Origin of the sequence: Streptomyces sp. SLBN-8D4 (assembly GCF_049739545.1) — a bacterium.
Taxonomy (GTDB): Bacteria; Actinomycetota; Actinomycetes; order Streptomycetales; family Streptomycetaceae; genus Streptomyces; species Streptomyces canus_C.
On sequence record NZ_JBMGQC010000001.1, the window covers coordinates 2,221,680 to 2,245,456 of the forward strand.

At 70.4% G+C, this 23,777-nt stretch carries 14 protein-coding genes and 2 pseudogenes; 9 read left to right on the forward strand and 7 right to left on the reverse strand.

The features are described from left to right. The first annotated feature begins 94 nt into the window (after nucleotides 1-94). The 3 genes and pseudogenes from RKD20_RS09920 (at nucleotide 95) to RKD20_RS09930 (ending at nucleotide 4,505) form a co-directional block, all read left to right on the forward strand. On the forward strand, nucleotides 95-2,179 hold the full coding sequence (locus tag RKD20_RS09920; RefSeq protein ID WP_424877408.1) for an autotransporter: 2,085 nt from the start codon (nucleotides 95-97) through the stop codon (nucleotides 2,177-2,179). Nucleotides 2,180-2,286: 107 nt separating this feature from the next. Then, nucleotides 2,287-3,228 carry a homocysteine S-methyltransferase gene (mmuM, locus tag RKD20_RS09925; RefSeq protein ID WP_424877409.1) on the forward strand — a complete coding sequence of 314 codons (942 nt, stop codon included), beginning with the start codon at nucleotides 2,287-2,289 and terminating at the stop codon, nucleotides 3,226-3,228. 220 nt (nucleotides 3,229-3,448) lie between these two features. Continuing rightward, nucleotides 3,449-4,505 (forward strand): annotated as a pseudogene (locus tag RKD20_RS09930) (LacI family DNA-binding transcriptional regulator). A gap of 27 nt (nucleotides 4,506-4,532) precedes the next feature. On the opposite strand, the gene RKD20_RS09935 reads toward RKD20_RS09930, so the two are convergent. From RKD20_RS09935 to RKD20_RS09965, 7 genes are all read right to left on the reverse strand, one after another. Beyond that, complete coding sequence (locus RKD20_RS09935) at nucleotides 4,533-6,119, reverse strand: carboxylesterase/lipase family protein (RefSeq protein WP_424877410.1); 1,587 nt, start codon at nucleotides 6,117-6,119, stop codon at nucleotides 4,533-4,535. An 89-nt stretch (nucleotides 6,120-6,208) separates the two neighbouring features. Beyond that, complete coding sequence (locus RKD20_RS09940) at nucleotides 6,209-7,471, reverse strand: alginate lyase family protein (RefSeq protein ID WP_424877411.1); 1,263 nt, start codon at nucleotides 7,469-7,471, stop codon at nucleotides 6,209-6,211. Between the two features lie 28 nt (nucleotides 7,472-7,499). Beyond that, nucleotides 7,500-10,850, reverse strand: a complete 3,351-nt coding sequence (locus tag RKD20_RS09945) for an alginate lyase family protein (protein WP_424877412.1) — start codon at nucleotides 10,848-10,850, stop codon at nucleotides 7,500-7,502. Further along, nucleotides 10,847-12,376 (reverse strand): glycosyl hydrolase family 28 protein, encoded by a 1,530-nt coding sequence (locus RKD20_RS09950; RefSeq protein WP_424877413.1) that lies wholly within the window; start codon nucleotides 12,374-12,376, stop codon nucleotides 10,847-10,849. The genes RKD20_RS09945 and RKD20_RS09950 overlap by 4 nt, the downstream gene beginning before the upstream one ends. Before the next feature lie 34 nt (nucleotides 12,377-12,410). Next, the gene (locus RKD20_RS09955) at nucleotides 12,411-13,283 is read right to left on the reverse strand and encodes a carbohydrate ABC transporter permease (protein ID WP_424877414.1); all 873 of its coding nucleotides are present in this window, start codon (nucleotides 13,281-13,283) and stop codon (nucleotides 12,411-12,413) included. Then, nucleotides 13,280-14,272 carry a carbohydrate ABC transporter permease gene (locus RKD20_RS09960; protein ID WP_424877415.1) on the reverse strand — a complete coding sequence of 331 codons (993 nt, stop codon included), beginning with the start codon at nucleotides 14,270-14,272 and terminating at the stop codon, nucleotides 13,280-13,282. Before RKD20_RS09960 ends, RKD20_RS09955 begins: the two co-directional genes overlap by 4 nt. Then, entirely contained in the window at nucleotides 14,269-15,618 is a 1,350-nt protein-coding gene (locus RKD20_RS09965; protein ID WP_424877416.1) for an extracellular solute-binding protein, read from the reverse strand. Before RKD20_RS09965 ends, RKD20_RS09960 begins: the two co-directional genes overlap by 4 nt. Nucleotides 15,619-15,911: 293 nt before the next feature. Between RKD20_RS09965 and RKD20_RS09970 the strand changes: the two genes are divergently transcribed. From RKD20_RS09970 to RKD20_RS09995, 6 genes and pseudogenes are all read left to right on the forward strand, one after another. Beyond that, on the forward strand, nucleotides 15,912-16,925 hold the full coding sequence (locus RKD20_RS09970) for a hydroxyacid dehydrogenase (RefSeq protein WP_424877417.1): 1,014 nt from the start codon (nucleotides 15,912-15,914) through the stop codon (nucleotides 16,923-16,925). Between the two features lie 126 nt (nucleotides 16,926-17,051). Further along, a complete protein-coding gene (locus RKD20_RS09975; RefSeq protein WP_424877418.1) occupies nucleotides 17,052-18,140 on the forward strand; it encodes a LacI family DNA-binding transcriptional regulator in 1,089 nt (362 codons plus the stop codon). A 372-nt stretch (nucleotides 18,141-18,512) separates the two neighbouring features. After that, the gene (locus tag RKD20_RS09980) at nucleotides 18,513-19,847 is read left to right on the forward strand and encodes an ABC transporter substrate-binding protein (RefSeq protein ID WP_424877419.1); all 1,335 of its coding nucleotides are present in this window, start codon (nucleotides 18,513-18,515) and stop codon (nucleotides 19,845-19,847) included. A gap of 19 nt (nucleotides 19,848-19,866) precedes the next feature. After that, the gene (locus RKD20_RS09985; RefSeq protein WP_391178743.1) at nucleotides 19,867-20,751 is read left to right on the forward strand and encodes a carbohydrate ABC transporter permease; all 885 of its coding nucleotides are present in this window, start codon (nucleotides 19,867-19,869) and stop codon (nucleotides 20,749-20,751) included. Further along, nucleotides 20,751-21,657, forward strand: a pseudogene (locus tag RKD20_RS09990) (carbohydrate ABC transporter permease). Before RKD20_RS09985 ends, RKD20_RS09990 begins: the two are co-directional and overlap by 1 nt. After that, entirely contained in the window at nucleotides 21,654-23,732 is a 2,079-nt protein-coding gene (locus RKD20_RS09995) for a family 43 glycosylhydrolase (protein ID WP_424877420.1), read from the forward strand. The pseudogene RKD20_RS09990 and the gene RKD20_RS09995 overlap by 4 nt, the downstream one beginning before the upstream one ends. The last annotated feature ends 45 nt before the right edge of the window (nucleotides 23,733-23,777 follow it).

The window sequence follows — 23,777 nt, forward strand, 5'->3', positions numbered from 1 at the left end:
CCAGGAGGTCAACGGGTCGGACGCGACCAGAAGAAGGCGCTTTCTGCGTTCCGGATTTCTGTTATCCGTCCGGCCTTCGCGCGTCTCCGATCATGTGAGCAGCCAAACCCGCAAGACAGCAGCAGTCGTGGGCGCCCTCGTCGCCCTCCTGGCCTGGGCTCCCCCGGCTCTGGCCGCCGGCCCCCGGGACGTCACCGCCGACGTCCTCGCGGACCGGGACGTCACCCTGACCGGCGACACGTTCGTCAGCGTGCCCGCGGGGACGACGACGTACGACGGGGTGTTCCGCGGCGAGGGCACGCTCACCGTGCGCGGCACCGGGACGCTGGTCCTCACCAAGGACAGCGACTTCACGTTGCCCAGGTCCCGGCAGCGGCAGTCCGTGCGGACTCAGGGCGGCAACCACCCGTACGTCACCACGACCCGCCCGGATCCGCCCGCGATCACGGTCGAGCGCGGGGCGACCCTGCAGTACGGCGACGGCGGGACGACAGGACTGATCGGCCACTTCCCCTACAACACCCCGGCGTTCCGGCTGAACCAGGACAACATCCGGGTCGACGGCACCCTGCGGCTGTCCCTGACGAGCGCCTGCAACCTGGGCACCGTCAGCGGCTCCGGCCTGATCACCCAGCCGCGCTTCCTCTGGGGCACGTGGGACCTGACGTCCGGCCCGTTCTCCGGGGTCGTCGACAACGGCACACAGACCAACGCGGGGCGGCCCGAGTACGCGACCGCGCTGCCGAACATGCGCAAGGTGCTGAACCAGGGCACCTGGACCGTGGACACCCCGCTGGGGCAGACCGTCACCGAGCGGATGGACTTCTACCAGCGCGAGTACGGCAGCGACATCAACGTCCAGTCCCGGCCGGGCAGCAAGGTGATCCTGACGGGCCAGTACAGCTGGTCGAACCAGGGCGGCGACACCGATCCCTCGCTCAGCGACCCCGCCCTGAACTGGACTCCGGCCGCCAAGAACGTCAACAAGCGCGGCACCAACATCAAGGGCGCGAACGTCCAGTGGGGCGACGGGACGACCAGCGGGATCTTCATGCCGGGCACGGCGAAGACGGTGTACATCAACCTCCTTGCGGCACGCTCCCGTTCACTGCTGACCTTCGACTACAACGGGCCGGTCACCCTCGGCGCCCCGATCGGCGGCGGCCGCTTCCACGACACCCTGTCCGCGCCCGGCGCGGGTGACATCGTCATCAAGGGGACCAAGGGCAACGACGTCACCTTCGCGGCCGTCCAGTACTACGACGGTTCCACCACCGTCGAGAAGGGCGCCGTACTGCGCCTGGGCAGCGGCAGGCCGGGGGGCGACGGAGGGCTCTACACCGGGGGCGGCCTCTACAAGGTCGTGAACAACGGCTCGCTCGTGCTCGACAACACGGCCAGGTCCCTGACCCTGCCCCGGATCAGCGGCAGCGGCTCCCTCACCCAGACGGGCAGGGCGACGACGACACTGACCGGCGGCGCGATCACCTACACCGGCACGACGACGGTCAAGAAAGGCACGCTGGCCCTGCGGGGCGGAGCAACGCTCGCCCGCAGCAGGGGAATCCGGCTCACCTCGACGGCCGCACGGCTCGACGTCGGCACAGCCGGCCTCCGGGTGGTCTCCGCGCTGTCCGGCAAGGGCACGGTGAAGGGCGCGGTGACCAACGAGGGCGTGGTCGCGGGCGGACTTACGGTCTCCGGCGGATACACCCAGAGCGCCAAGGGCCAACTGGTCCTGGGAAGCACCCCGTTGAGAGTGACGGGTCCGGTACGGCTGTCCGGTGACCTCGACCTCGCCGCGGCCGGCGCGGACCCGGCACGCAGGATCACCGTGCTGGACAACAAGGGCGGTGCGAAGACCGTGGGCGCCTTCAAGGGCCTGACGGAGGGCACGCGGCTCAAGCTCGCCGACACGACCTACCGGATCACCTACCGCGGCGGCGACGGCAACGACGTCGTCCTGACCGCCGTATCAGCGAGCGCGTCCCCGCAGGTCCGCTCCGCCTCGACGCCGAAGGAAGCGGCCGCGGCACCCCACGCCACGGGTGAGGCGGCCGAGGGACTGGGCTGGTGGCCGTACATTCTGGCGCTGGGACTGCTGCTCGGCCTGGTGGTCCCGCCCACGGTGAGCAGGCGGAGCAGGCGAGCCGGGGGCGGGCGCCACGCGGCGCACTGAACGACCCGGGATTCCGCGGCACCCCCCGTCCGGTCCGCATGCCGGCCCCGGTGTTCGCGGACCGGACAGCCCCGGCCGTCCGGCGGTCCTTCGGTTAGCGTCGAGGCATGACCAGCGACACCCCGGAAGTCCCCGACGCCCTCTCCCGCCCCTTCGCCGAGGCCCTCGCGGCCGGACCGGTCGTGCTCGACGGCGGTATGTCCAACCAGCTGGAGTCCGCCGGGCACGACCTGAGCGACGAGCTGTGGTCGGCCCGGCTGCTCGCGGAGCGGCCCGAGGCGATCACCGAGGCGCATCTCGCGTACTACGAGGCGGGCGCGGACGTGGCGATCACGTCCAGCTACCAGGCCACCTTCGAGGGCTTCGCCAAGCGCGGCATCGCGCGCGAGCGGGCCGCCGAACTGCTCGCCCTGAGCGTCGGGCTGGCTCAGGAGGCGAGGCGGCAGGCGCGGGCGAAGGGCGTACTGCGGCCGCTGTACGTGGCGGCTTCGGTCGGGCCGTACGGCGCGATGCTCGCGGACGGCTCGGAGTACCGCGGACGGTACGGCCTGAGCGTGGCCGAGCTGGAGGCGTTCCACCGGCCCCGGCTGGAGGTGCTGGCGGCGGCCGGACCCGACGTCCTGGCCCTGGAGACGATCCCGGACAGCGACGAGGCGCAGGCGCTGCTGCGGGCGGTCCGCGGTCTCGGTGTGCCGGCCTGGCTCTCCTACTCCGTCGCGGGTGGCCGTACCCGGGCCGGCCAGCCGCTGGAGGAGGCGTTCGCCCTGGCCGCCGATGTCGACGAGGTCATCGCGGTGGGCGTCAACTGCTGTGTCCCCGAGGACGTGGACACCGCGGTCGAGACCGCCGCGCGGGTCACCGGCAAGCCGGTGGTCGTCTATCCCAACAGTGGGGAGACCTGGAACGCGGGCACGCGCGCGTGGGAGGGCGACTCCTCCTTCGCGCCGGAGGAGGTGCGTGGCTGGCAGGAGGCCGGGGCGCGGTTGATCGGGGGGTGCTGCCGGGTGGGGCCGGGGGCGATCTCCGGCATCGCGGGGGCGCTGCGCTAGCGGGAGCCGTGCCCCTCTTCGCCGTAGCGGTTCTGGTGGTCTGCGGCTGCGGCTTTCGTCGGGGTTGCTCGCGCAGTTCCCCGGCGCCCCTGGGGGTGCTCTTCGCGCCCCCCGAATTTCCGCTCCCGCCACTTAGCCCCGCCCCTCTCCCCCTGCTAGCCTCCGCTCGGGAACCGGTTTCCATGGGTGTTGCCGCTGTTCCCCAGGGGGTGAGGCAGGGATGACCAGGAAGAGCGAGGACGCGAGCCGGAGCACGATCCGGGACGTGGCGGCGCGGGCCGGGGTGTCCGCGTCGACCGTGTCGCGGGTGCTCGGCGGGGTGTATCCGGTGAGCGCGACCACCCGCACGCGCGTGATGCGGGCCGTACGCGACATGGACTACGTCGCCGACGCGCGCGCGAAGGCGATCGCGGGGGTCGGCACCCCCACGTTGGCGTTCGTGCTGGAGGACATCACCGGCCCCTCGTTCGCCCTGATGGCGCACGGGGTGGAGCGCGAGGCGACCCGGCTGGGCCATCTGTGTCTGGTGTGCAGCACGGAGGGCGATGTCGAGCACGAACTGGAGTTCGTGGAGATGATGCGGGCCCAGCGCGCCGCCGCCCGTGATCCTGGTGGGCGGCGCCGCCGACACCGTCGAGTACCGCGAGCGCACCCGCCGGATGGCCGACTCGCTGGCCTCGGCGGGATCGCGGCTGGTGCTGTGCGGGAGACCGCCGCTGGGCCCTGGGGCGCCGGTCACAGTCATCGAGTACGACAACGAGGGCGGCGCCTACGCGCTGGTCGCCCACGTCCTGTCCCAGGGCCACCGGCGGGTCCTGTTCCTCGGCGGCAAGGCCGACCACACCACCGCGCAGGGCCGTGAGCGCGGATATCTCGCCGCGCACCGCGCCCGCGGCCTGGACCCCGACCCGGCGCTGGCCCTGAACGGCGACTTCACCCGCGACTCCGGTCACCGCCTGATGCGCCGGGTCCTGAAGGAGGGCCTGGACTTCACGGCCGTGGTCGCCGCCACGGACATGGTCGCGGCCGGCGCCCTGACCGCCCTCCACGAGGCCGGACTCGACGTCCCCGGGGACGTCTCCCTGGCCGGCTACGACGACATCCCGTTCGCCCGCGACCTGCACCCGGCACTCACCACCGTCCACGTCCCCTACGAGGAACTGGGCCGCCTCGCCGTGCGCACCGCGCTCGGCCGTACCTCGGAGGACCCCGCCGAGCACCTGCTGCTGGGCACCCATGTGGTGGTCAGGGACTCGGTCGCGGCGACCGGCACCTGAGACCGGCGGGGGCGGCGGGGGCCGCCCTCAGTGCCGGCGCGCGAGCCCCGAGCGCCGCAGCCGTCGTACGACCGACCGCAGTTCCGCGGTCCGTGCGGGCCACCCCTCCGCCGGTTCCGACACGGGCGCCGTCTCCTCGATGGTCGGGTCCGCCGTCCACACCGCGAAATCGTGGTCCCGAGGGCCGGACGCGAGGTAGGGGTCGCCCTTGCCGAAGATCTGGACCGGGTGGGTGGCGTCCCAGGGCTGCCAGCCGGGGTCGCCGTCGACGGCGAACCGCACCCAGGCGCCGTGCATGGCGTCGGCGAGCTCGGTCGGGGCGCCCTCGCCCGCGAGCTTGGCCGACTCGGGGGTGTTTCCGGTGTCGAAGACGAAGCCCAGCTCCAGGGCGTGGCAGGCGCCGAGTTTCGGCAGGTGGGAGGGCCAGGCGAACTCGTAGACGTACGACGTGCCCGGACGGGCCCCGGCCAGTCGGTGCAGGGGGATGCGGAGCAGATGGTCGGTGACCATCTGGCCGACGGTCTCGGCGGTGCCGGCGTCGGGGTGCAGGGCGCGGTAGCCGCGCACCACCTCGGAGCCGCAGTGGCAGCGGGCCATGGCTCCGGCGAGGGCGACCGGGCCGAGCCGGTCGACGCGCTCCACGAGGCCGCCGGGGACGAGCCAGAGGCGGTACTCGTCGCTGGTCCAGCCGAGCATCAGGTCGACGTCCTTCGCGACGCCGGCACCCGGCTCGGTGAGGGCCTCCAGGGGGTCGCGCGGCACGAGGTCGCCGTCGACCACGATCCCGAACGCGGGTCCGCCGAGGACCGGGCTGCTGAGCCGGCCCACCTCGGCCTGGGTGCGCAGCAGCAGGTCACGGTCGACCTCGGCGAAGGCCGCGGCGGTGGCGGGCACCTTCAGCCGGGTGGCCATCCGGCGCACCATCCGCCGTACCTTGTCGCGGTCACTCGCCTCGGGCGGCCCGCTCTGCAGGACCGCCCTGTGGAACAGCCCCTGGGCCTGCGGGGCGGCGAGCAGGGCGCCGGTGCTGATCGCGCCGGCCGACTGTCCGGCCAGAGTCACCCGCCCCGGGTCGCCGCCGAAGGCCCCGATCGCCTCGTGGACCCACTGCAGGGCGGCGAACTGGTCGCGCAGGCCCGGGTTGGCGGGGGCGTCGGGGAACAGGCCGTAGCCCTCCACGCCGAGCCGGTAGTTCACGGAGACGAACACGACGCCGTCCCGGGCGAAGGCATGCCCGTCGTACACCGGGACCGCGGAGGATCCCCTGGTCAGAGCGCCGCCGTGCAGCCAGACCAGGACCGGGAGCCGGGCCCCGGGGCCGGGCTCGGGGGTCCACACGTTGAGGTTGAGGCAGTCGTCGCCGGGCACGACCGGGTCGGAGAGGTACTGCGCGAAGGCCTCGGAGTACGGCGGTTTCGGTGCCGTCGGCCCGAAGTCGACCGTGTCGCGCACGCCGTCCCAGCGCTCGGGCGGCTCCGGTGGGCGGAAGCGGCGGGGGCCGAAGGGCGGGGCCCCGTACGGGATGCCCCGAAACACCGCGACGCCGTTCTCGTACCGGCCGCGTACGGCCCCGTACGGCGTGCTGACCACGGGGTTCGTCCGGACTGCTGTCATGCACCAGCCTCCTCACCGCACTACTGCACCGGTAACAACAGAGCACCACATTTCCGCTCGGTATTCCGGTGCAGAGCGCGGTTCGGCCGCTACTTGGCGTACATCAGGGTGCCGAAGCCCAGCTGGTCGAAGCCTCCGCTGGTGGTGCCGTAGTCGCCGCCTCCGCCCTCGGGGGCGACGAGGTCGTAGTACATCTGCGAGATGTACTTGTCGTCGAGGCCCAGGCGCCGGTTGTAGTGGAAGTGGAGCATCGCCCAGACGGGCCGGATCTGGCCGCGGGAGGCGGCGGAGATCACGGTCTGGGACGAGGCGGCGCAGTTCTGCCCGGTACCCCAGTTGTAGGTGGTGAAGGGGACGTCGCTGCCGAGGTTGTACTTCGCCACGTACTGGGCGGCCTTCATGAAGCGACGGCTGTCGTAGGAGTAGAGGTCGTCGCCCTGGTTCCAGGCCATCTCGCAGAGGGCACCCATCTGGCCCATGCCCATGACGGTGTGCCCCTGGTCGCGGCCGGACTCCTGCCACTGGCCCAGCGCATACCCGTCGGAGTCGGTGTACAGGTACGGCACCGCGTGGGAGAGGGAGCCGTTGCCCGCGCCGGACTTGAAGTAGGTGACGGCCTGGTCGTACTTGGCGCTGTCCTCGTCGAGGATGCCGATGGCCAGGATCGAGGCCATGTTGCACAGGTCCCAGTTGGCCCAGTAGTTGGTGATGCAGGCGTCGTTGTGGTTCGTCAGGAAGCTGTTGTTGAGCGGGTAGAAGACCTTGACCAGCATCTCCTGGGCGGCCGCGAGGTCGAAGCCGCTGTAGCCGCGCATCAGTTCGCAGGCGTTGGCGAACTGCCAGCCGTAGAGGCCTGCGGCGAGGAAGCGGTCGGCGTTGCCGGTGACCGAGGTCAGCGTCGTCGACCAGGCGTTGAGGATCCTCGCGGCGCACGCGGCGTTGGCCTCGGTCCCGCCGACCTGCCAGCGCAGGGCGTTCTGGTAGGCGGCGGCGATGTCGTTGAAGAGCAGGGAGTAGTTCTCCCCGGTGCCGCCGCGGATGATCGTGGCCGTGGCCCGGTTGGTCCAGGTGGACTGGGAGTGGGAGTTGGCGACCAGCTTGTTCCAGCCGGAGAGCCAGGGGTCGGTGCCCGCGGCGACCCTGACCTTGGCCCGGTTGATGTCGCCGGCGTTGTGCAGCATGCCGGGATGGGTCCAGGTCGAGGGCGCCGCGTCGGCCGTGGTGGCCAGGCCGCTGGCGAGGGCGCCGCCACCCAGGGCGAGCGCGGCGCCGAGACCGCCCGCGGTCCTCAGAAGACCGCGGCGGCTCACCTCGGGTTGCGGGATGTGCTGGTGGGGGGACGTGCGGCTCATGGGGTGCATCTCCGTTCCGTGGGGGGAATCAGATGGGAGTGATGCTCACCTCGTCGAACTCGGAGGTGACGAGGGCCAGCGGGCTGCGGGAGCAGGCCACCGGGCCGACGTGGAAGGGGGCGTCACCGAAGCCGGGGATCTCACCGGAGGCGAGGTCGGTCCAGGTGGCGCCGTCGTCGCCGGAGACGGACGCGGTGAAGACGGTCCCGGTGCGCTTCAGCCGCAGCAGCGTGGGGAGTTGGACGGCGGCGCTGCCGGACAGGACGGAGGCCCCGGCGACCGTTCTGCGCAGCATGAGCTGCGCGGTGCTGCCGCCGGTGACGATCACCCCGGCGGCCTGGTCGAACGGCGACAGCGACTTGGCCATCAGCAGTCCGACCCGGTCGGCGGCGGCCCCGGTGCGGGAGACCAGCCGGGCGGTGACCTGACAGTCTCCGGTGGCGGGCCGCCGTACGAACTGCCCTGTCATTCCCTGGTTGTTGACGGTCAGGTCCACTCCCGCGCCACGCACCACGAAGGTCCCGTCCTCGTGGGCGGTGCTGCCGGGGGTGAGGATCGCGGTCACCCCGAGCGTCCCGAAGTCCCGGTCGTCGAGGACCACGTCACCGAGGTCGCCGTACGTCCACGGGGCCGGCGGGGGTGTGCCGACGGTGAGGGCGAGGGTCCCGGTGCCGTCGCCCGCCGCGTTCCCTGCGGTGGTGGTGACGGTGAACTCGCCCGTCTCGCGGGGCGTTCCATGGATCAGTCCGGTGCGCCTGTCGACGCGGAGTCCGTCGGGCAGGCCGGTGGCGGTGAACCGTACGGGCGCGTGGGAGGCCCGCAGGACGTGCCGGAAGCCGACCCCCTGGTTCGCGAACGCCTGCTCGGCGGAGGTGAGTTCGGGCACGGCCGGGGTCGGCATGGCCGCGGCGGCGGGTTCCGAGAGGGGGCCGCGCCCGGCCGCGTTGGTCTTCGCGACGGCGTAGTGGTACGTCGTCCCGGGGGTGCCGGTGGCGTCCGCGTACCGGATACGGGTGCCGGTCCCGACCGGGCCGACACCGGTGGCGAGGGTGCGGTAGGGGCCGTCGGGGTCCGTCGCCCGCAGGACCTTGTAGCGGGCGGAGAGGTCCGGGTCGGTCCAGGCCAGCTCGACGGCGTCGGAGCCCGGGGCCGCCCTCAGGTCCCCCGCGGTGCGGGCGGGCCGGGGCACGGACCAGATCTCGCCCGTGGAGGCGGAGGTCACGGTCACGTTGTCGAAGGCGCCGGTGCCGGTCTCGGCGTGGTCCGCGTCGACGCCGAGACAGGAGGTGAGCAGCAGGCCCGCGTACGCGGTGCGGCCCAGCGCGACCTCGGTGGAGCCGACTTCGGTCCAGCGGACGCCGTCAGGGGAGAGGGCGCCGGTGCAGCGGCGGCCCGTGCGGGTCACTCGCACCCAGTAGGGCATGCGCAGCCGGTAGCCGTCACCGGCTCCCTCGACATAGGGGGCTTCGAGCGGGGTCGCCGACTCGGGCAGGGTGCCGAGGGCGGAGAGCGGGAAGGCCGCGTTCGTGGTGATGGCCGTCTGCTGCGAGGGCGGCACCGGTGTGCTGCCGGTCGCCGAGACGGCGGCCCCCTTCGACGGCCGTACGGTCCACACCCCGCTCCAGGTGTGCAGCGGCAGCCCCTGGATGACCATGGCGGCGTGGGCCGCGTCCGCGTCGAGGGAGTCCCGGAGGCCGACGCCGATCTTGGAGTACTGCGAGCTCAGCGGCCACACGATCCGCGCGGTGACCGTGCCGTCGCCGCGCAGCGGCAACTGGACGAGCCGGTGGGTGTCGGCGGTGCCGCTCGCCTCCAGCACGAACCGCTCACCGTCGAAGACGGCCGAACCGGGGATCCGCACGTCCCCGATGTCCTGCGTCGACCAGGGCTCCGGGAGACCGGCGGTGGCCGGGGCGGGGGCCGAATCTCCGCTGTTGCCGAGCGAGTTGGTGGCGATGACGGTGTAGTGGTACGTCCGCCCCGCGCGCACCCGGTCGTCGGTGTACGTGGGCTTGCCGACGCCGGTGGCGATCTTCGCGTACGGCCCCTGGGGGCGCGTGGCGCGCAGGACGGTGTAGGTCGTGGCCCAGGTCGAGGGCAGCCAGCTCAGTGTGATCCCGGCCCGCTCCCCCACCGCCGTGACCCCCGCCGGTGCGGTCGGGGCGGTGGGGGCGGGTGCCGTGGCTCCCGCGTAGGCGAGGGTCCCCCAGCTCGGCAGGTCGTCGTTGCCGCCCTCGACGAGCCGGGCGCCGCCGCTGCCCCGGAAGACGGCGGCCCTGGTGTACGGGGTGTCGAGGCCGCGGACGCCGGCGTAGTGGGCGTAGGCCATCTCGTAGATCGGGGGCAGGGTGCCGCGGCCGGTCGCCGAGACGGTCGTCTTGAGGTACTTGCCGGTGCGGTCGAGGTCGGAGGTGAAGGGGACGTCGCCGCCGAGGTTGTAGCGGGCCGCGTACTCGAAGTTGGCGAGGATACGGTTGTCGTCGTGGCCCCACAGGTCGACGCCCTGGTTCCAGGCGACCTGGGCGATGTCGCCGGTCAGGCCGACCGCCAGCTGTTCGTGGCCCTGGTCGCGGCCGGCCTCCTGGCCCTGGCCGGCGTCCGTGACGACGCGGTGGGCGATGCTGCCGTTGCCCGCACCGGCCGCGGCGAAGCGCAGCGCGTCCTCGAAGAGGGCGGGCTCCTCGCAGAACACACCGATGGCCAGGATGGTCTGAAGGGCCGTCAGGTCCCAGTTGCCGTTGGCGTAGAGCATGTAGCCGGAGACGGCCGGATACCAGACGTCCAGGAAGGACCGCTCGCAGCGGGCGATGTCCGCGTCCGCCCAGCCGTCGTAGCCGGTGTGGCGCAGCAGTTCGGCCGCGTTGACGAACTTGAAGGCCTGGAGTCCGGCGCCCAGCGGGCCGTCGGCGCCGGTGATCATGGTGAGGGACCCGGACCAGGCGTTGAGGAGGTCGCGGGCCTTGTCGGCGTTCGCGCGGTCGCCCGTGACGGCCCACATGAGGGCGTTCTGGTAGGCGGCGGCCGAGTCGGCGACCGCCTGGTTCTGGAAGTTGGTGGGGCCACGGCCCCACGAGGTGATCTGGCCGGTGTTCTGGACGGTGTACGTCGACCTGGAGCGCGCGTGGGCGGCGAAGGCCAGGTAGCCGTCGTACACCGGGGATTGCTTCGCTGCGACCGCGGCCTTCATGCGGGCCAGGTCGTCGGCGGTGTGCAGGAGGCCGGGGTGGGTGAAGGCCCTGGTGTGCTCGGCGTCGGCGGCTCGGGCGGTGGCGGGTGCGAGCAGTCCGCTCGCACCCGCCACCAGCAGCAGGGCGGCCGTGCCGCCGAGGAAGCCGCGGCGGCTCGGGGCGAGGTCGGTGCCGGGAAGGCCGGTGCTCATGACGCGGCGGCCGCCTCGGCCTCGGCGGTGGTGAGGAACCTCAGGTTCGTGACGTGCTCGTTGGAGAACCACTGGATCGTGTCCGTGGTGTAGTACCAGCTCGGCTTCTTCATCGAGTCGGCGACGACCAGCCCGTTGATCACCAGGTTCTCGAAGGTGACGTCCTTGATGGCGTGCTTGGCGTCATAGCCGAGGAGGAGCGAGGACTTGGCGTTCGTGCCCGTGTAGCTGAGGTTCTTGACGTAGACGTTCTCGATGCCGCGGCCGACCGAGGTGTTGTACTTCGTGTTGTACATGACCTTCATGTAGATGACCTGGCCCCAGCGGAAGTCCTCGATCCGGATGTCCTCGATGCGGACGTTCTTGATCAGGTTGGAGTCGCCGGGGTTGAGCGCGATGCAGCCCTGGTAGTTCATCTGCGGTTCGCGGTGGTCGAGGATGTCGATGTTCTTGAAGCGGAGGTTCTTCAGGACCTCGGGGTTGTCGGTGTTGCCGTGCGTGCCGACGTTGATCGGGTGGGCGACGTCCGCCCAGAGGGTGGAGTTGCGGACGGTGACGTCGGTGGTGTCGCCGTAGTAGTCCCAGCGGTGGGTGTAGATGGCGATGCAGTCGTCGGAGTTGCGCATGAAGACGCCGTCGATGACGACGTTGCTGGAGCAGAAGACGTCGATGCCGTCGCCCCAGCCCTTGGAACTGAAGGAGCCGAGGCCCTTGATGGTGACACCGGTGGCCTCGCCCAACTGCACGGCGTAGCCGTTGGGGTTGAGCACGGTGACGGCACCGATGGAGATGTTCCGCGAACTCTCCACCAGGGCGCCGCCGCCCGCGGTCCCGGCGAGCACGCCCCGGCCGGCGATCCCGGCGTGCTCCACGTTGCGGAAGATCACGGTCGCCTTGAGGACGGCGCCGCCGTCGAGGTACACGGTCTTGCCGGAGGGGACGAGCAGGGTGCCGTCGGCGGTGGTGTGGACGCCGGGGCCGTAGTAGAGGACGTCCGGGTCGTCCTGCGCGGGTTTCTTCTTCTCCACCGCGCGGGCGAACAGGTGCAGGCAGTCGAAGATGTCGTCGTTGATCTGGACGACGAGGTTGCGTGGCTGGTCGAGCGTGAAGCGCAGGGTGTCCCCGAGCACCTCGGGCTTGATGCCGTAGGAGTCCGGTCTCACCCGGACCTTGGTGGTGCCGCCCTTGAGGTAGGTGACCTCGACCTCGACGGAGCCCTGGAAGTCGAAGTACGCCAGCGAGGAGTTGTAGGTCCTGCTGGAGCCGGTGGCGGGGTTGATCTCGCCCAGCTGGGGCCGCCAGATGTCGAGGGTCTGCCAGTCGCCGTCGGGGGCGGTGCGGACCCGCACCTTGAAGGTGGTGTTGGTCGGCATCGCGGACGGGCGGGGGTAGGTCACCAGCCGCGGCGTGCCGGCGGCGGTCTCGTCGGCCCGGGCCGCCGTGGCGGTGAGGTTCGTCAGACCGGCGGCGAGCACGGTGGCACCGGCCGCCTGGAGGGCCGTACGGCGGGACAACGGCGTGTTCATGCGGAACTCCTTGTGAACAGGGGTACGAGGACGGCTACTTGAGGCCGGTCGTCGACATGCCGGCGACGAAGCCGCGCTGGGCGACGAGGAAGATCAGCAGGATCGGCACGACGTACATCACCGAGGCCGCGGCCTGGAGGTTGGTGACCGGGGTGCCGGCCGAGGTGACGTAGGTGGACATGACGGCGACCGCGAGGGTGGTGCGGTCCGTGGACAGCAGGAGCTGCGGGGCGATGTAGTCGCCCCAGGTCCAGGTGAAGGCGATCACGAAGCTCGCGGACAGGACCGGCCAGGACTGCGGGAGGAAGATCCGCCAGAAGACGGCCGGGTAGCCGCAGCCGTCGACGATCGCCGCCTCCTCCAGCTCGCGGGGCAGGCCCGCGAAGAACTGGCGGAAGAGGAACACCAGATAGGGGGCGGAGGCCAGGCCCCACAGCACCCACGGCCAGTACGTGTCGACCATGCCGAGTTTGGCGAAGATCAGGTAGGTCGGCAGCAGGGTGATCATCTGCGGGAGCATCATCGAGCCGAGCAGGATGCCGAACAGGGTCTTCCTGCCGGGGGCTTCGAGGCGGGCGAAGCCGAAGCCGACCCAGGCGGAGCTGAGGGTCACGAGGGTGGCGTAAATGAGCGCGATGACCAGGGAGTTGCGGGCGTAGCCGAGGAAGTCGATGAGGTTGAAGGCGTCGGCGACGTTGTGCCACTGGACGTGTTCCGGCAGCCAGTGCACGGGCGAGGCCGCCAGCTCGGCCGGGGTCTTGAGGCCGGAGACGACCAGCCAGCCGAAGGGGCCCAGGAACAGGCCGGTGATCGCGACGAGAACCGTGTAGGGGACGAGGCGGTTGACGCGTAGCCGGGGGCCGGGCTTGAGAGGTGCGCCCACAGGGGCCGGGCTGGTGGCGGTCACTTCTTCGCCTCCGGGTCGACGTTGTAGAACACCACGCCGGAGGTGGCCTTGAAGATCACTCCGGTCGCGACGAGGATCAGGACGAAGAGCACCCACAGCAGCGCGGAGGCGTAGCCGTAGCGGCCGAACGCGAAGTACTCCGCGAACACATGCATCATGTAGAGGTAGTTGGACTGCGGAAGCGCGGTGATGCCGGCCGGGGTGGGGTCGGGTGCCAGCAGCAGCGGCATGATGGTCTGCACCGAGGCGATGACCCCGGTCACGGTCTGGAAGAGCAGGACCGGCGACAGCAGCGGCACCGTGATGCTGCGGAAGCTCCGCCAGGCGCTCGCGCCGTCGATCCGGGCCGCTTCGAGGAGTTCACGGGGGATGTCCTGGAGCCCCGCCAGCGAGATGATCATGATGTTTCCGGCCGTCCAGAGCACCGTCATGATCAGTACGTAGCGGGCGTAGGGGTCGGCGAGCCAGCCGAGGGCGTCGATGCCGAAGAGGTTCAACACCCCGTTCGCGGCACCGGAGTTCTGGTCGAAGAGCTGCTTGAACGCGACGCCCGCGCCCACCGGCGGCACCACCGCCGGCAGATAGAGCAGGGTACGGAACAGCCCGCGCGCCTTGAGCGGCCGGTTCACCAGTACGGCGAGCCCGAGCCCGGCGATGATCGACAGCGGCACCGAGGTGATCGCGAACAGGCCGGTGCGGCCCAGCGACTGCCAGGTCTGCGTGTCGGAGAACAGCTCGCGGTAGTTGCCGAACCCGACGTAGCGCCAGTTCGGCGAGATGCCGTCGAAGGTGGTGAAACTCAGCCACAACGCGTACGCCATCGGCGCGATGGTCAGCAGCGCGAACCCGATGATCCAGGGCGCGGCGAACAGGTAGAACGCCCGGTGCCGGCGGGTGGCGATGGAGGTGCGGGGCCGGGAGAGGGCCGGACCCGCCGCCGGGGCGGGGCCGTGCCGCTCGGCGACCGAGGTGACCTGACCGACCGTCATCCGACCTGCTCCTTACCGCGCTTGAGCTGCTCGTTCATGGCGGAGTTCAGTCGCCCCGCGAGGGTGTCGACGGACATCCCGCCGGTCATGGCGGCCGGGGCGATCTGGTTGAAGAGGGCGAGGAGCGAGTCCGCGCCGGCGTACGGCGTGAAGGCGATCACCGAGTAGTGCTTCAGCTCCGCCTGCTGCACGGTCAACACCCGCTTCTGGTAATCCTCCTGAGCGGGCATCAGCGGCCGCAGCGACTTCAGGGTCGGGATGCCCCAGCCGCCGGAGGCGCGCGCCTTGGCCGGTGCCTCGCCGAAGAACCACTCGAAGACCCGCCACGCGGCGTCCTTGTGGTGCGAAGCGCTCGGGATCCAGAAGCCGGTGCCGGCCTGGCAGGGACTGATCCGTCGGCCGCCCTCGAAGTACGGCGCGGGAGCGAGCCGTGACAGCGGCGCGAGTTTCTTGTCCGCGTTGATCAGGCCGCCGAGCCAGTAGCCGGAGTTCGACATGGCGAGCCGGTTCGCCTGGAAGGTGGGCCCGTCCCAGGTGTTGGGGTCGGGCTGGACGATGCTGGGACCGACCTTGGTCCGGCAGTACTCGACGTACCAGCCGAGCGCCTTGCGGGCCTCGGGGGTGGTGAAGTCGACCCGGGAGTAGTCGTCGGTGAAGAGGTTCCCGCCGGCGGCCACGGTGAGGCTCGCCAGCAGGTTGGGGGTGAGCACGCCGTTGTAGCTGCCGCCGAACACGGTCGTCTGGCCGTGCTTGCGGCGGGTGAGCCGCTTGGCCTTGTCCAGCCACTCCTCGTAGGTGACGGGGTCCAGCTCGGGCGGGTAGTCGACGCCCGCCCGGTCGAACAGTTCGGTGTTGTACCAGAACATCGAGTCCTGGGAGAAGTCCTTCGCCATGCCGTAGCGCGGGCCCCTGCCCTGGGTGCGGCCGTCGTAGCGCCACAGGTCGTTGACCGGGTCCAGGTCGTCCGGCCTGAGGACGCTGCTCCTCGCGAAGTACGGGTCCAGGTCCTCCATCACGCCCCGGGCCGCGTAGTACGGGGCGTCCACCGCACCGACCCCGCGCACCAGATCCGGCGGGTTGCCGTTGGTCATCATCGCGATCAGCTTGCTGGTGCTGTACAGCACCGTGTTGATCCTGACGCCGATGTCCTTCTGGGCCTGCCTGATCAGCTCCGGCGAGAGGTCGTCGGCCTTGGCCATCACCGTGACGGTCTCGCCCGAGCCACCGACCGCGCTCGACACCTGCATCGCACAGCCGCTCAGTGCGGCCGCCCCCGCCGCGGCACCGCCTGCGGATAGGGAGAGAAAACGGCGGCGGCTCAGCGCGGCACCGGCATGTGGGCGCACGGCGCACCACCTCCTGCTCTGTCCGTTCATGGGAACGCGGCGACTGGTAGACAACCGGTTGCTGCATGGGGCAGAGCTTCAGCCCTGGCCGGAAACGGCGTCAAGAGGCTTGACGAACTTTCGAAAAGACTGTGTAACCTCGCCGACACGGACCAGACTCTGGAAACCGGTTGTCATCCGGTTGTCAACCGGTCCTCTTCAGCGATTGACCACCCCTCTACGCCAGACCTACGGTAGATCTGGCGTAGAAGGCGTTTTCAGAAACTGTTTCTACTCAGTGTGTCAGGAGTGACATGCCCAGCCCTCAGCCACCCAGGGCCGTCTTCGCGATGGATCCCGTGCACCTCCCCCTGCTCTTCCCCCCACCCCTGATGACCCGGTTGAGCGAGGCCGCCGATCTCGACCCCGCGCTCGTCGTCCAGGACTTCACCGACCCCCTCGCGGCGGACGCGCTGACCCGGGCCGACGTGCTGATCACCGGCTGGGGCTGCCCCCGCCTCGACACCGACGCCCTCACCGCGGCACCCCGGGTGCGCACCGTCCTGCACGCCGCGGGCTCGGTCCGCTCCCTCGTCGGCGACGCCGTGTGGCAACGCGGCATCTGCGTCTCCAGCGCGGTCACCGGCAACGCCCTGCCGGTCGCGGAGTACACCCTCGCGATGATCCTGCTGTGCGGGAAGGACACCTTCGAACACCGGGAGCGGTTCCGGGCCACCCACACCTATCCGCCGCCCACGGCGACCGCGGCCACCGGGAACGTGGGGCGGCGGGTAGGAGTCATCGGGGCGTCCCGGGTGGGGCGGCGACTGCTGGAACTGCTCCGGCCGTTCGACTTCACGGTGCTGTTGCACGACCCCTACGTCAGCACCTCGGAGGCCGGCGCACTCGGCGCCGAACTGGTGTCGCTGGACGACCTGCTGCGGCGCAGCGACATCGTCTCGCTGCACGCGCCCGACATCCCGGAGACGTACCGGATGCTGGACGGGGAGCGGCTGGGGCTGATCCGGGACGGGGGCGTGCTCATCAACACCTCCCGAGGGGCGCTGGTCGATCCCGGCGCGCTGACCGACGAGTTGGTCTCCGGGCGGCTGCGGGCGGTCCTCGACGTCACGGAGCCCGAGCCGCTGCCTGCGGGGTCGCCGCTGTACCGGCTGCCCAACGTGTTCCTCACCCCGCACATCGCGGGGTCGCTGGGGAACGAGCTGGAGCGGCTGGGACGGATCGTGGTGGAGGAGCTGGAACGGCTGGTGGCAGGGCTGGGGTTGGTGCATGAGGTGCGGTATGCGGACATGGGGCGGGTGGCTTGAGGGGCTGAGGGGCGCTTGCCGCCCGCTGGTGCCCACGCCGTCGGAATCCAGCCGGAGCAACAATGGGATACGGTTTCCGGACCCTGGGTCCTGGGGCCGGGTCACTATCGCTAAGGAGCCGCAAGGGTGAGTCAGCGCAAGGCCTCGGGGGACGTCGGACGGGCCACCATCCGGGACGTGGCCGAGCGGGCCGGGGTCTCCGTGGCCAGCGTTTCGCGCGTGCTGTCCGGGAACTATCCGGTCTCCGAGGACCTGCGCCGCAAGGTGATGAAGGTCGTGCGCGATCTGGACTACGTCACCAACGCGCACGCCCGGTCGCTCGCCGGGGGCGGTACGCCCACCGTCGCCATCCTCATCAACAACATCACCGGTGCCGCGTTCGCCCACGTGGCCAAGGGGGTGGAGGGGGCCGCCACACTGCGGGGATGGCTGTCGCTGGTCGGGACGACCGGGGACGACCCCGAGCGCGAGCTCGCCCTCGTCAACCTCATGCGCCAGCAGGGGGTCGCGGCCGTGGTGCTGCTCGGCGGCGCCTACGACTACGACGAGTACCAGCTGCGCATGGCCCGTTTCGCGCGGTCCCTGGACGCCGCCGGATCCCATCTGGTGCTGGTGGGGCGGCCGCCGCTGGAGGGTGATGTGCCGGCCACGACCGTCGACTACGACAACGAGGGCGGCGCCTACGCCATGGCCAGCCATCTGCTCTCGGCCGGGCACCGGAGGGTTCTCGTGCTGCCGGGGCACTCCGAACTCACCACCGCCCAGGGACGGTTGAGAGGCGCCCGACGTGCCTTCGAGGCGTACGGCGTGCCGTTCGAGGCCGGCATGGTGCGGCACGGGGCCTACGACTACGAGCACGGGTACGAGGCCGTCGAGCACGGTCTGCGGGACGGGCTCGAGTTCACCGCCGTCCTCGCCGGGACCGATGTCGTCGCCGCCGGGGCCATGCAGGCCCTGCGTGCGGCGGGGCTGCGGGTGCCCGAGGACGTGTCCATCGTCGGGTACGACGACATCCCGCTCGCCTCCCAGCTCACCCCGCAGCTCACCACCGTCCACGTGCCGTACGAGGAGATGGGGCGGGTGGCCCTGCGTGCGGTCGCGGACCGGCGTGAGGGCGGTGGAGCACGGCGCCGGGGGGCCGACGGGGACCATCTGGTGCTGGGCACCCATGTCGTCGTACGGAACTCGGTGCGGCCGCCCGTGCGTCCCCGCTAGCAACAGAGGAAGAGATCGTTTCGTAAACGGTTTCTGTCCAATGTCCGATGATGGTGCGCCTGGGCTCACGGCCGTGCGCCTTTCGTGTCGGCATGCCTGTGAGCTGGCAGTTCGCCAGGTGTTGCAGGGGTGTTGCGGGCGCCTCCACCTCACGCCCTGGACGGACCGGCGTAACAAATTGCCGTCGCCCTCTTGCTAACCACCAAAGCGTCGGCCTACCGTCCCAGCAACCGGTTACTACAGCTTCTGCTGGACCGACCCCCCGCAACCGCGAGCCGATGAACTTCCGGCCGCCGTTTCCGGCCGGCACCGAGCCGCCGATCCCCCTCTCTCCTCTCCGAGACGCCCTACTTTCCGAAGGAACACGGTCAGATGAACTTCAGCAGCCCCCGGAGAAGGTTCGCCCGCGCCGCCGTTGCGGGACTCGCGCTGTCAGGTCTGCTCACCGCGTGCGGCGGGTCGGACGATTCCGGCGACTCGCAGTCGTCGGGGCCGGTCACCCTCCCCTTCTGGGGCTGGGCGAACGGCCAGGACGCCGTCGTCAAGGCGTTCAACGCCTCGCACAAGGACATCCAGCTGAAGTACACGAAGGTCACCGACCAGCTGACCATGCAGAAGCAGCTGACCAATGCGGTGAAGGCGGGCAACGCGCCCTGTCTCGTGCAGAACACCGCCGAGTACGTGACGAGTTGGGTCGCGCAGGGCGCGCTCGCCGACATCACGAAGTACGTCGGGGGCGGGAAGGACAAGTTCAACACCGGGTCGTGGGCGAGTGCGCAGGTGCAGGGGAAGTCGTACGGCGTGCCGACCAGTTCGTCGCCGAACTTCACCATCTATCGCACCGACCTCTTCAAGAAGTACGGCATCGAGCCCCCGGCGACCTGGGACGAGTTCATCGCCGCGGGCAAGGTACTGAAGAAGCACGGCGTCAAGATCACCAACTACGCCGGTGAGGACCCCAGCACGCTGGAGGTTCTCGCCATGCAGGCCGGGGCGCACTGGTACGCGATCGACGGCAACTCCTGGAAGGTGGACTTCCAGGACGCCGGCACGCTGAAGGCCGCCAAGGTGATCCAGGAGATCATCGACAACGACCTCAACAGCAAGTTGTCCTTCGCCGACTACGCGGCCGTGCAGCGCAACTACGACAACGGCGGCACCGCGACCCGGCAGATCTCCACCTGGCAGATGGCCGGCATGGTGCAGAACTTCACCAAGTCCTTCGGCGACTGGGGGCTTTCGCCCTGGCCGACGTTCACCGGTGAGGCCGCCAAGACCCCGGCCGGCACCAATCTGACCGGCAGCGTGACCCTGGTGACCAAGGGGTGCAAGCACCAGGAGCAGGCCGCCGAGGCCGCGCTGTGGATCTCCACGAACCCCGGCGCCGTGAAGACCATGGCCAGCCCGGAGACCGGCAACGGCGTGATGCCGGCGCTGGCCGACAGCGATTCCTACGTGCCCGAGGCGGTCTCGGAGAAGCTGCTCGGCTCCAACTACCAGGCGGGGCAGCAGATCGTGAAGGACAGCCTGAAGACAGTCACCACCGACTGGACCTTCGGGCCCGACTGGACCGCGATGTTCACGGAGATGCAGGCCGGCTGGGCCAAGGTGGTCAGCAAGGAGCAGACGGTGACCGAGCTCCTCGCCCATATGCAGGAGTGGACGGTCAAGGACCTGAAGTCCCGCGGCATCAGCGTCAAGGGCTAGAGGCTGAGGGCTACCACTGATGATTCGCTCACTGCGCTGGAAGGGTGCCGCCTTCACGGTGCCCTTCCAGCTCGGCTTCGTCTTCCTGTACCTGCTGCCGATCGGGTACGCCGTCTACCAGTCGCTGTACCGGTCGCAGTCCTCGGGGTTGGGCCTGGGTGGGACCACCGACGAGTTCTCCGGGCTCGACAACTACCAACAGGGCCTGACCGACTCGGCGTTCATGGGCTCAGTGCTGCGGGTGGTGCTGTTCGCCTGTGTGCAGATCCCCGTCATGCTGCTGGTCAGCCTGGTGCTGGCGCTGCTCCTGGACGCCCTCCGGTCGAGGACGGCCGGGCGGTTCCGGATCCTGCTGCTGGTGCCGTACATGATCCCGGGTGTGGTCGCGGCCATCGTGTGGCTGAACCTCTACAGCCCGGACGTCGGCCCGCTCACCCCGCTCGGCGAGGTTTTCGGGTTCTCCTGGAACTTCTTCGCGCCCTCGATGGTGTGGCCGTCCATCGGCAACCTGCTGACCTGGCACGGCATCGGCTACAACATGGTCATCATCTACTCGGCGCTCCAAGGCGTGCCCCGCGACCTCTTCGAGGCCGCGCGGCTCGACGGGGCCTCCGAGCTGCGGATCGCGCGCAGCATCAAGATCCCGTTCGTGCGGGGGGCGTTGGTGCTGACCGGGATGCTCTCCATCATCCAGATGCTCCAGATCTTCAACGAGCCCGCGCTGTTCCGGAACGTCACCCCGCAGACGGTCAGCGACTCCTTCACCCCGATCATGATCATCTACAACCAGGCGTTCAACGCCGGCAACTACCACTACGCGGCGGCCCTTTCGGTGCTGCTCGCCCTGATCCTCGGCGTCGCCTCCTTCCTGTTCTACCGGTTCACCTCGAAGGAGACCGACTGATGACCCTCATCGAGGAACCCACGAAGACCTCACCGGTCCGACGGCTCAACGCCCCTGATCAAGCCGCCCGTTCGCGCGGCGGCCAGCGGTTTCTGCTCGTCGGACTGTCCCTCGCGAGCGTCTACAGCCTCTTTCCGGTGTGGTGGCTGATAGTCGCCGCCACCAAGGACCGCACCGGGCTCTACCAGTCCAACGGGCTGTGGTTCTCCGGCTGGCACCTGTGGGACAACCTGCATCAGCTGTTCACCTACGAGCACGGCATCTTCCTGCGCTGGACCGCCAACTCGTTCCTGTACGCGGGTGTCGGCTCGCTGGGAGGCACGCTGCTGGCGCTCGCCACCGGGTACGGCCTCGCCCGCTTCGACTTCCCGGGCCGCAACCTCGTCTTCGCGTGCGTGGTCGGCTCCTTCCTGATCCCGATCGCGCTGCTCACGCTGCCGCTGTACCTGCTGTTCTCGGAGATCGGCCTGGTCGACACGCCCTGGGCGATGCTCATCCCCTGTCTGATCAACCCGTTCAGCGTGTACCTCGCCAAGGTGTACACCGAGGCCACGATCCCCTTCGAGCTGCTGGAGGCGGGCCCGTATCGACGGGGCCGGAGAGCTCAGGATCTTCTTCAGCATCGTGCTGCGGATGATGACCACCGGGGGTGCGACGGTGTTCCTGCTGGCCTTCGTGAACACCTGGAACGCCTTCTTCCTGCCGCTGACCGTGCTGCGCGGCGAGAACAACTGGACGCTCAACATCGGTCTCTACAACTGGTCCGGCAAGCGCCTGGAGTCCGGCGTCGACCTCACCAGCCTGGTCCTGACCGGCGCCCTGCTGTCCATCGTCCCGATGGCGATCATGATGGTCGCGATGCGCCGCTACTGGCGTACCGGAGTCACCCTCGGAGCGCTCAAGTGACCCTGCTGCGCAACCCGGTGATCCGCGGCTTCGCGCCCGACCCGTCGATGGTCCGGGTCGGCTACTGGTTCTATGTGGCGACCAGTTCCTTCGAATGGTTCCCGACGATCCCGCTGCACCGCTCCCGCGACCTCGCGCACTGGTCGTACGCGGGCCATGTCGAGGGCGCCGTCCCGGGCGGCTCGCTGGCGGGCGTGCCCGATTCGGGCGGCATCTGGGCGCCCTCCCTGAGCTGGGACGGCGAGCGCTTCTGGGTGGTCTACTCGATCGTCCGCTCGGTCGGGACGCCGTACTTCGACACGGACACCTATGTCTCCACGGCTACGGAGGCGGCGGGCCCGTGGTCGCCGCCGCGGCGGATCCCGAGCCATGGCTTCGACCCCGCGCTCTTCCACGACGACGAGGGCCGGTTGTGGCTGCTCAACCTCCAGAACGACCACCGCCCCGGAGGCCGGCGCTTCGCCGGGATCGTGCTGACCGAGTTGGACCGCAAGGCGTTGACACCCGCAGGTGACACGCATCTGCTGCTCCAGCACGAACGACTCATCGAGGGACCGAAGTTGGTCCGCCGGGAAGGCTGGTACCACCTTGTCCTCGCCGAGGGCGGCACCGGTTTCGAGCACGGGGTCCTGGTCGCCCGGAGCCGGCAGATCACCGGCCCGTACGAGCTGGACGACCGCCCGCTGCTGACATCCCGGGACGACCCGTCGCTGCCGCTGCAGAAGGCGGGGCACGGCGAGCTGGTCCAACTTCCGGACGGAAGCTGGGTGTTGAGCCACCTGACGGCCCGCCCCCTGAACACCCCTTCCGGACCGCGCTGCCCCCTCGGCCGGGAGACGGCGATCCAGGCGGTGACGTGGGACACGGAGGGCTGGCCGAGGCTGCGGCACGGGGGTGCGCATCCGGCGGTCGAGGTCGAGGTACCGACGCTTCGGGAAGCAGGGACGGAGACGGGCGCACCTTCGCCCACCCACCCGGAGCCCGAGCCCGGCGCACCGATGGCTGCGGAGCCGGAACCAGGGGCGGAGCCCGGCACACCGACGCCTCCGCGGCCAGGCGCCGGGACCGGCACACCCCCACCACCGCGGTCAAGCGCCGAGGCCGGCACACCCCCACCACCGCGGTCAAGCGCCGAGGCCGGCACGCTCAAACCCCCGCGGTCAGGCGCGGAGGCCGGCACACCCCCACCACCGCGGCCAGGCGCGGAGGCCGACGGCGCACCGCCGCGGTCAGGCGCCGGGGCCGGCACGCTCACACCCCCGCGGTCAGGCGGCGAGGCCGACAGCGCACCACCGCATTCACCGCCGGCCGCCCAACCCCTCGCGCCGTACCGCCCGCAGTCACCAGAGCACCCCGCTCTTCCCGGCACCCCCGTGAGCTGGCCCTGGAGCACCCTCCGTGCCGCCCCCGACCCCTCCTGGGTGGACACCGCCGCCCGGCCCGGCTGGATTCGGCTGCGGGGGCGGCACGGGCCGGAGTCGTGGTGGGCGCACAGTCTGCTGGCCCGGCGGATCACCGAGCACCGGGCGGAGGCCGAGGTCACCGTGGAGGCGCGGCCGACCACGTTCACCCAGGCCGCCGGTCTGGTGCTCTGGTACGGCACCGAGTCGTATCTGGCCCTCGATCTGACGTGGGCGGAGCCCGAGGGCGAGGTGCAGCGCGGTCAGCAGTGGCGGGGCGGTGGGCGGACCGTGCTCCGCCTGGTCGAGCGGGACGAGGGAAGCACCCGCCAGGTGGCCGTGATCGACGTCGGCACGGAAAGCGCCTTCACCCTGGGGGTGACCGTGACGGACGGGGTGGCCTGTTTCTGGTTCCTCGACAGCGACGGCGCGCGGCGGTCCGTCGGTCCGGAACTGGACTTCACCCGCCTCTCCGACGATCACGGGTCCAGGCTCCGGTTCACGGGCGCGATGGCCGGAATCCATGCCGTGGACCTGGTCGACGGGGCCTTCACGGCCGACTTCACCGGGTTCCGTCTGAGCTGCGGGCAGCGTTCGAGGTTTCGAAAGTCAGGGGGCCCCGAAGACCCGCCCAGCCCGACCTCTTCCCGACGTCACCGGGCGAACCTAGGGTAGGAAGCGCTTACTGTTTCCGCGCTGGTCGAAACTTTCATGGCCCTC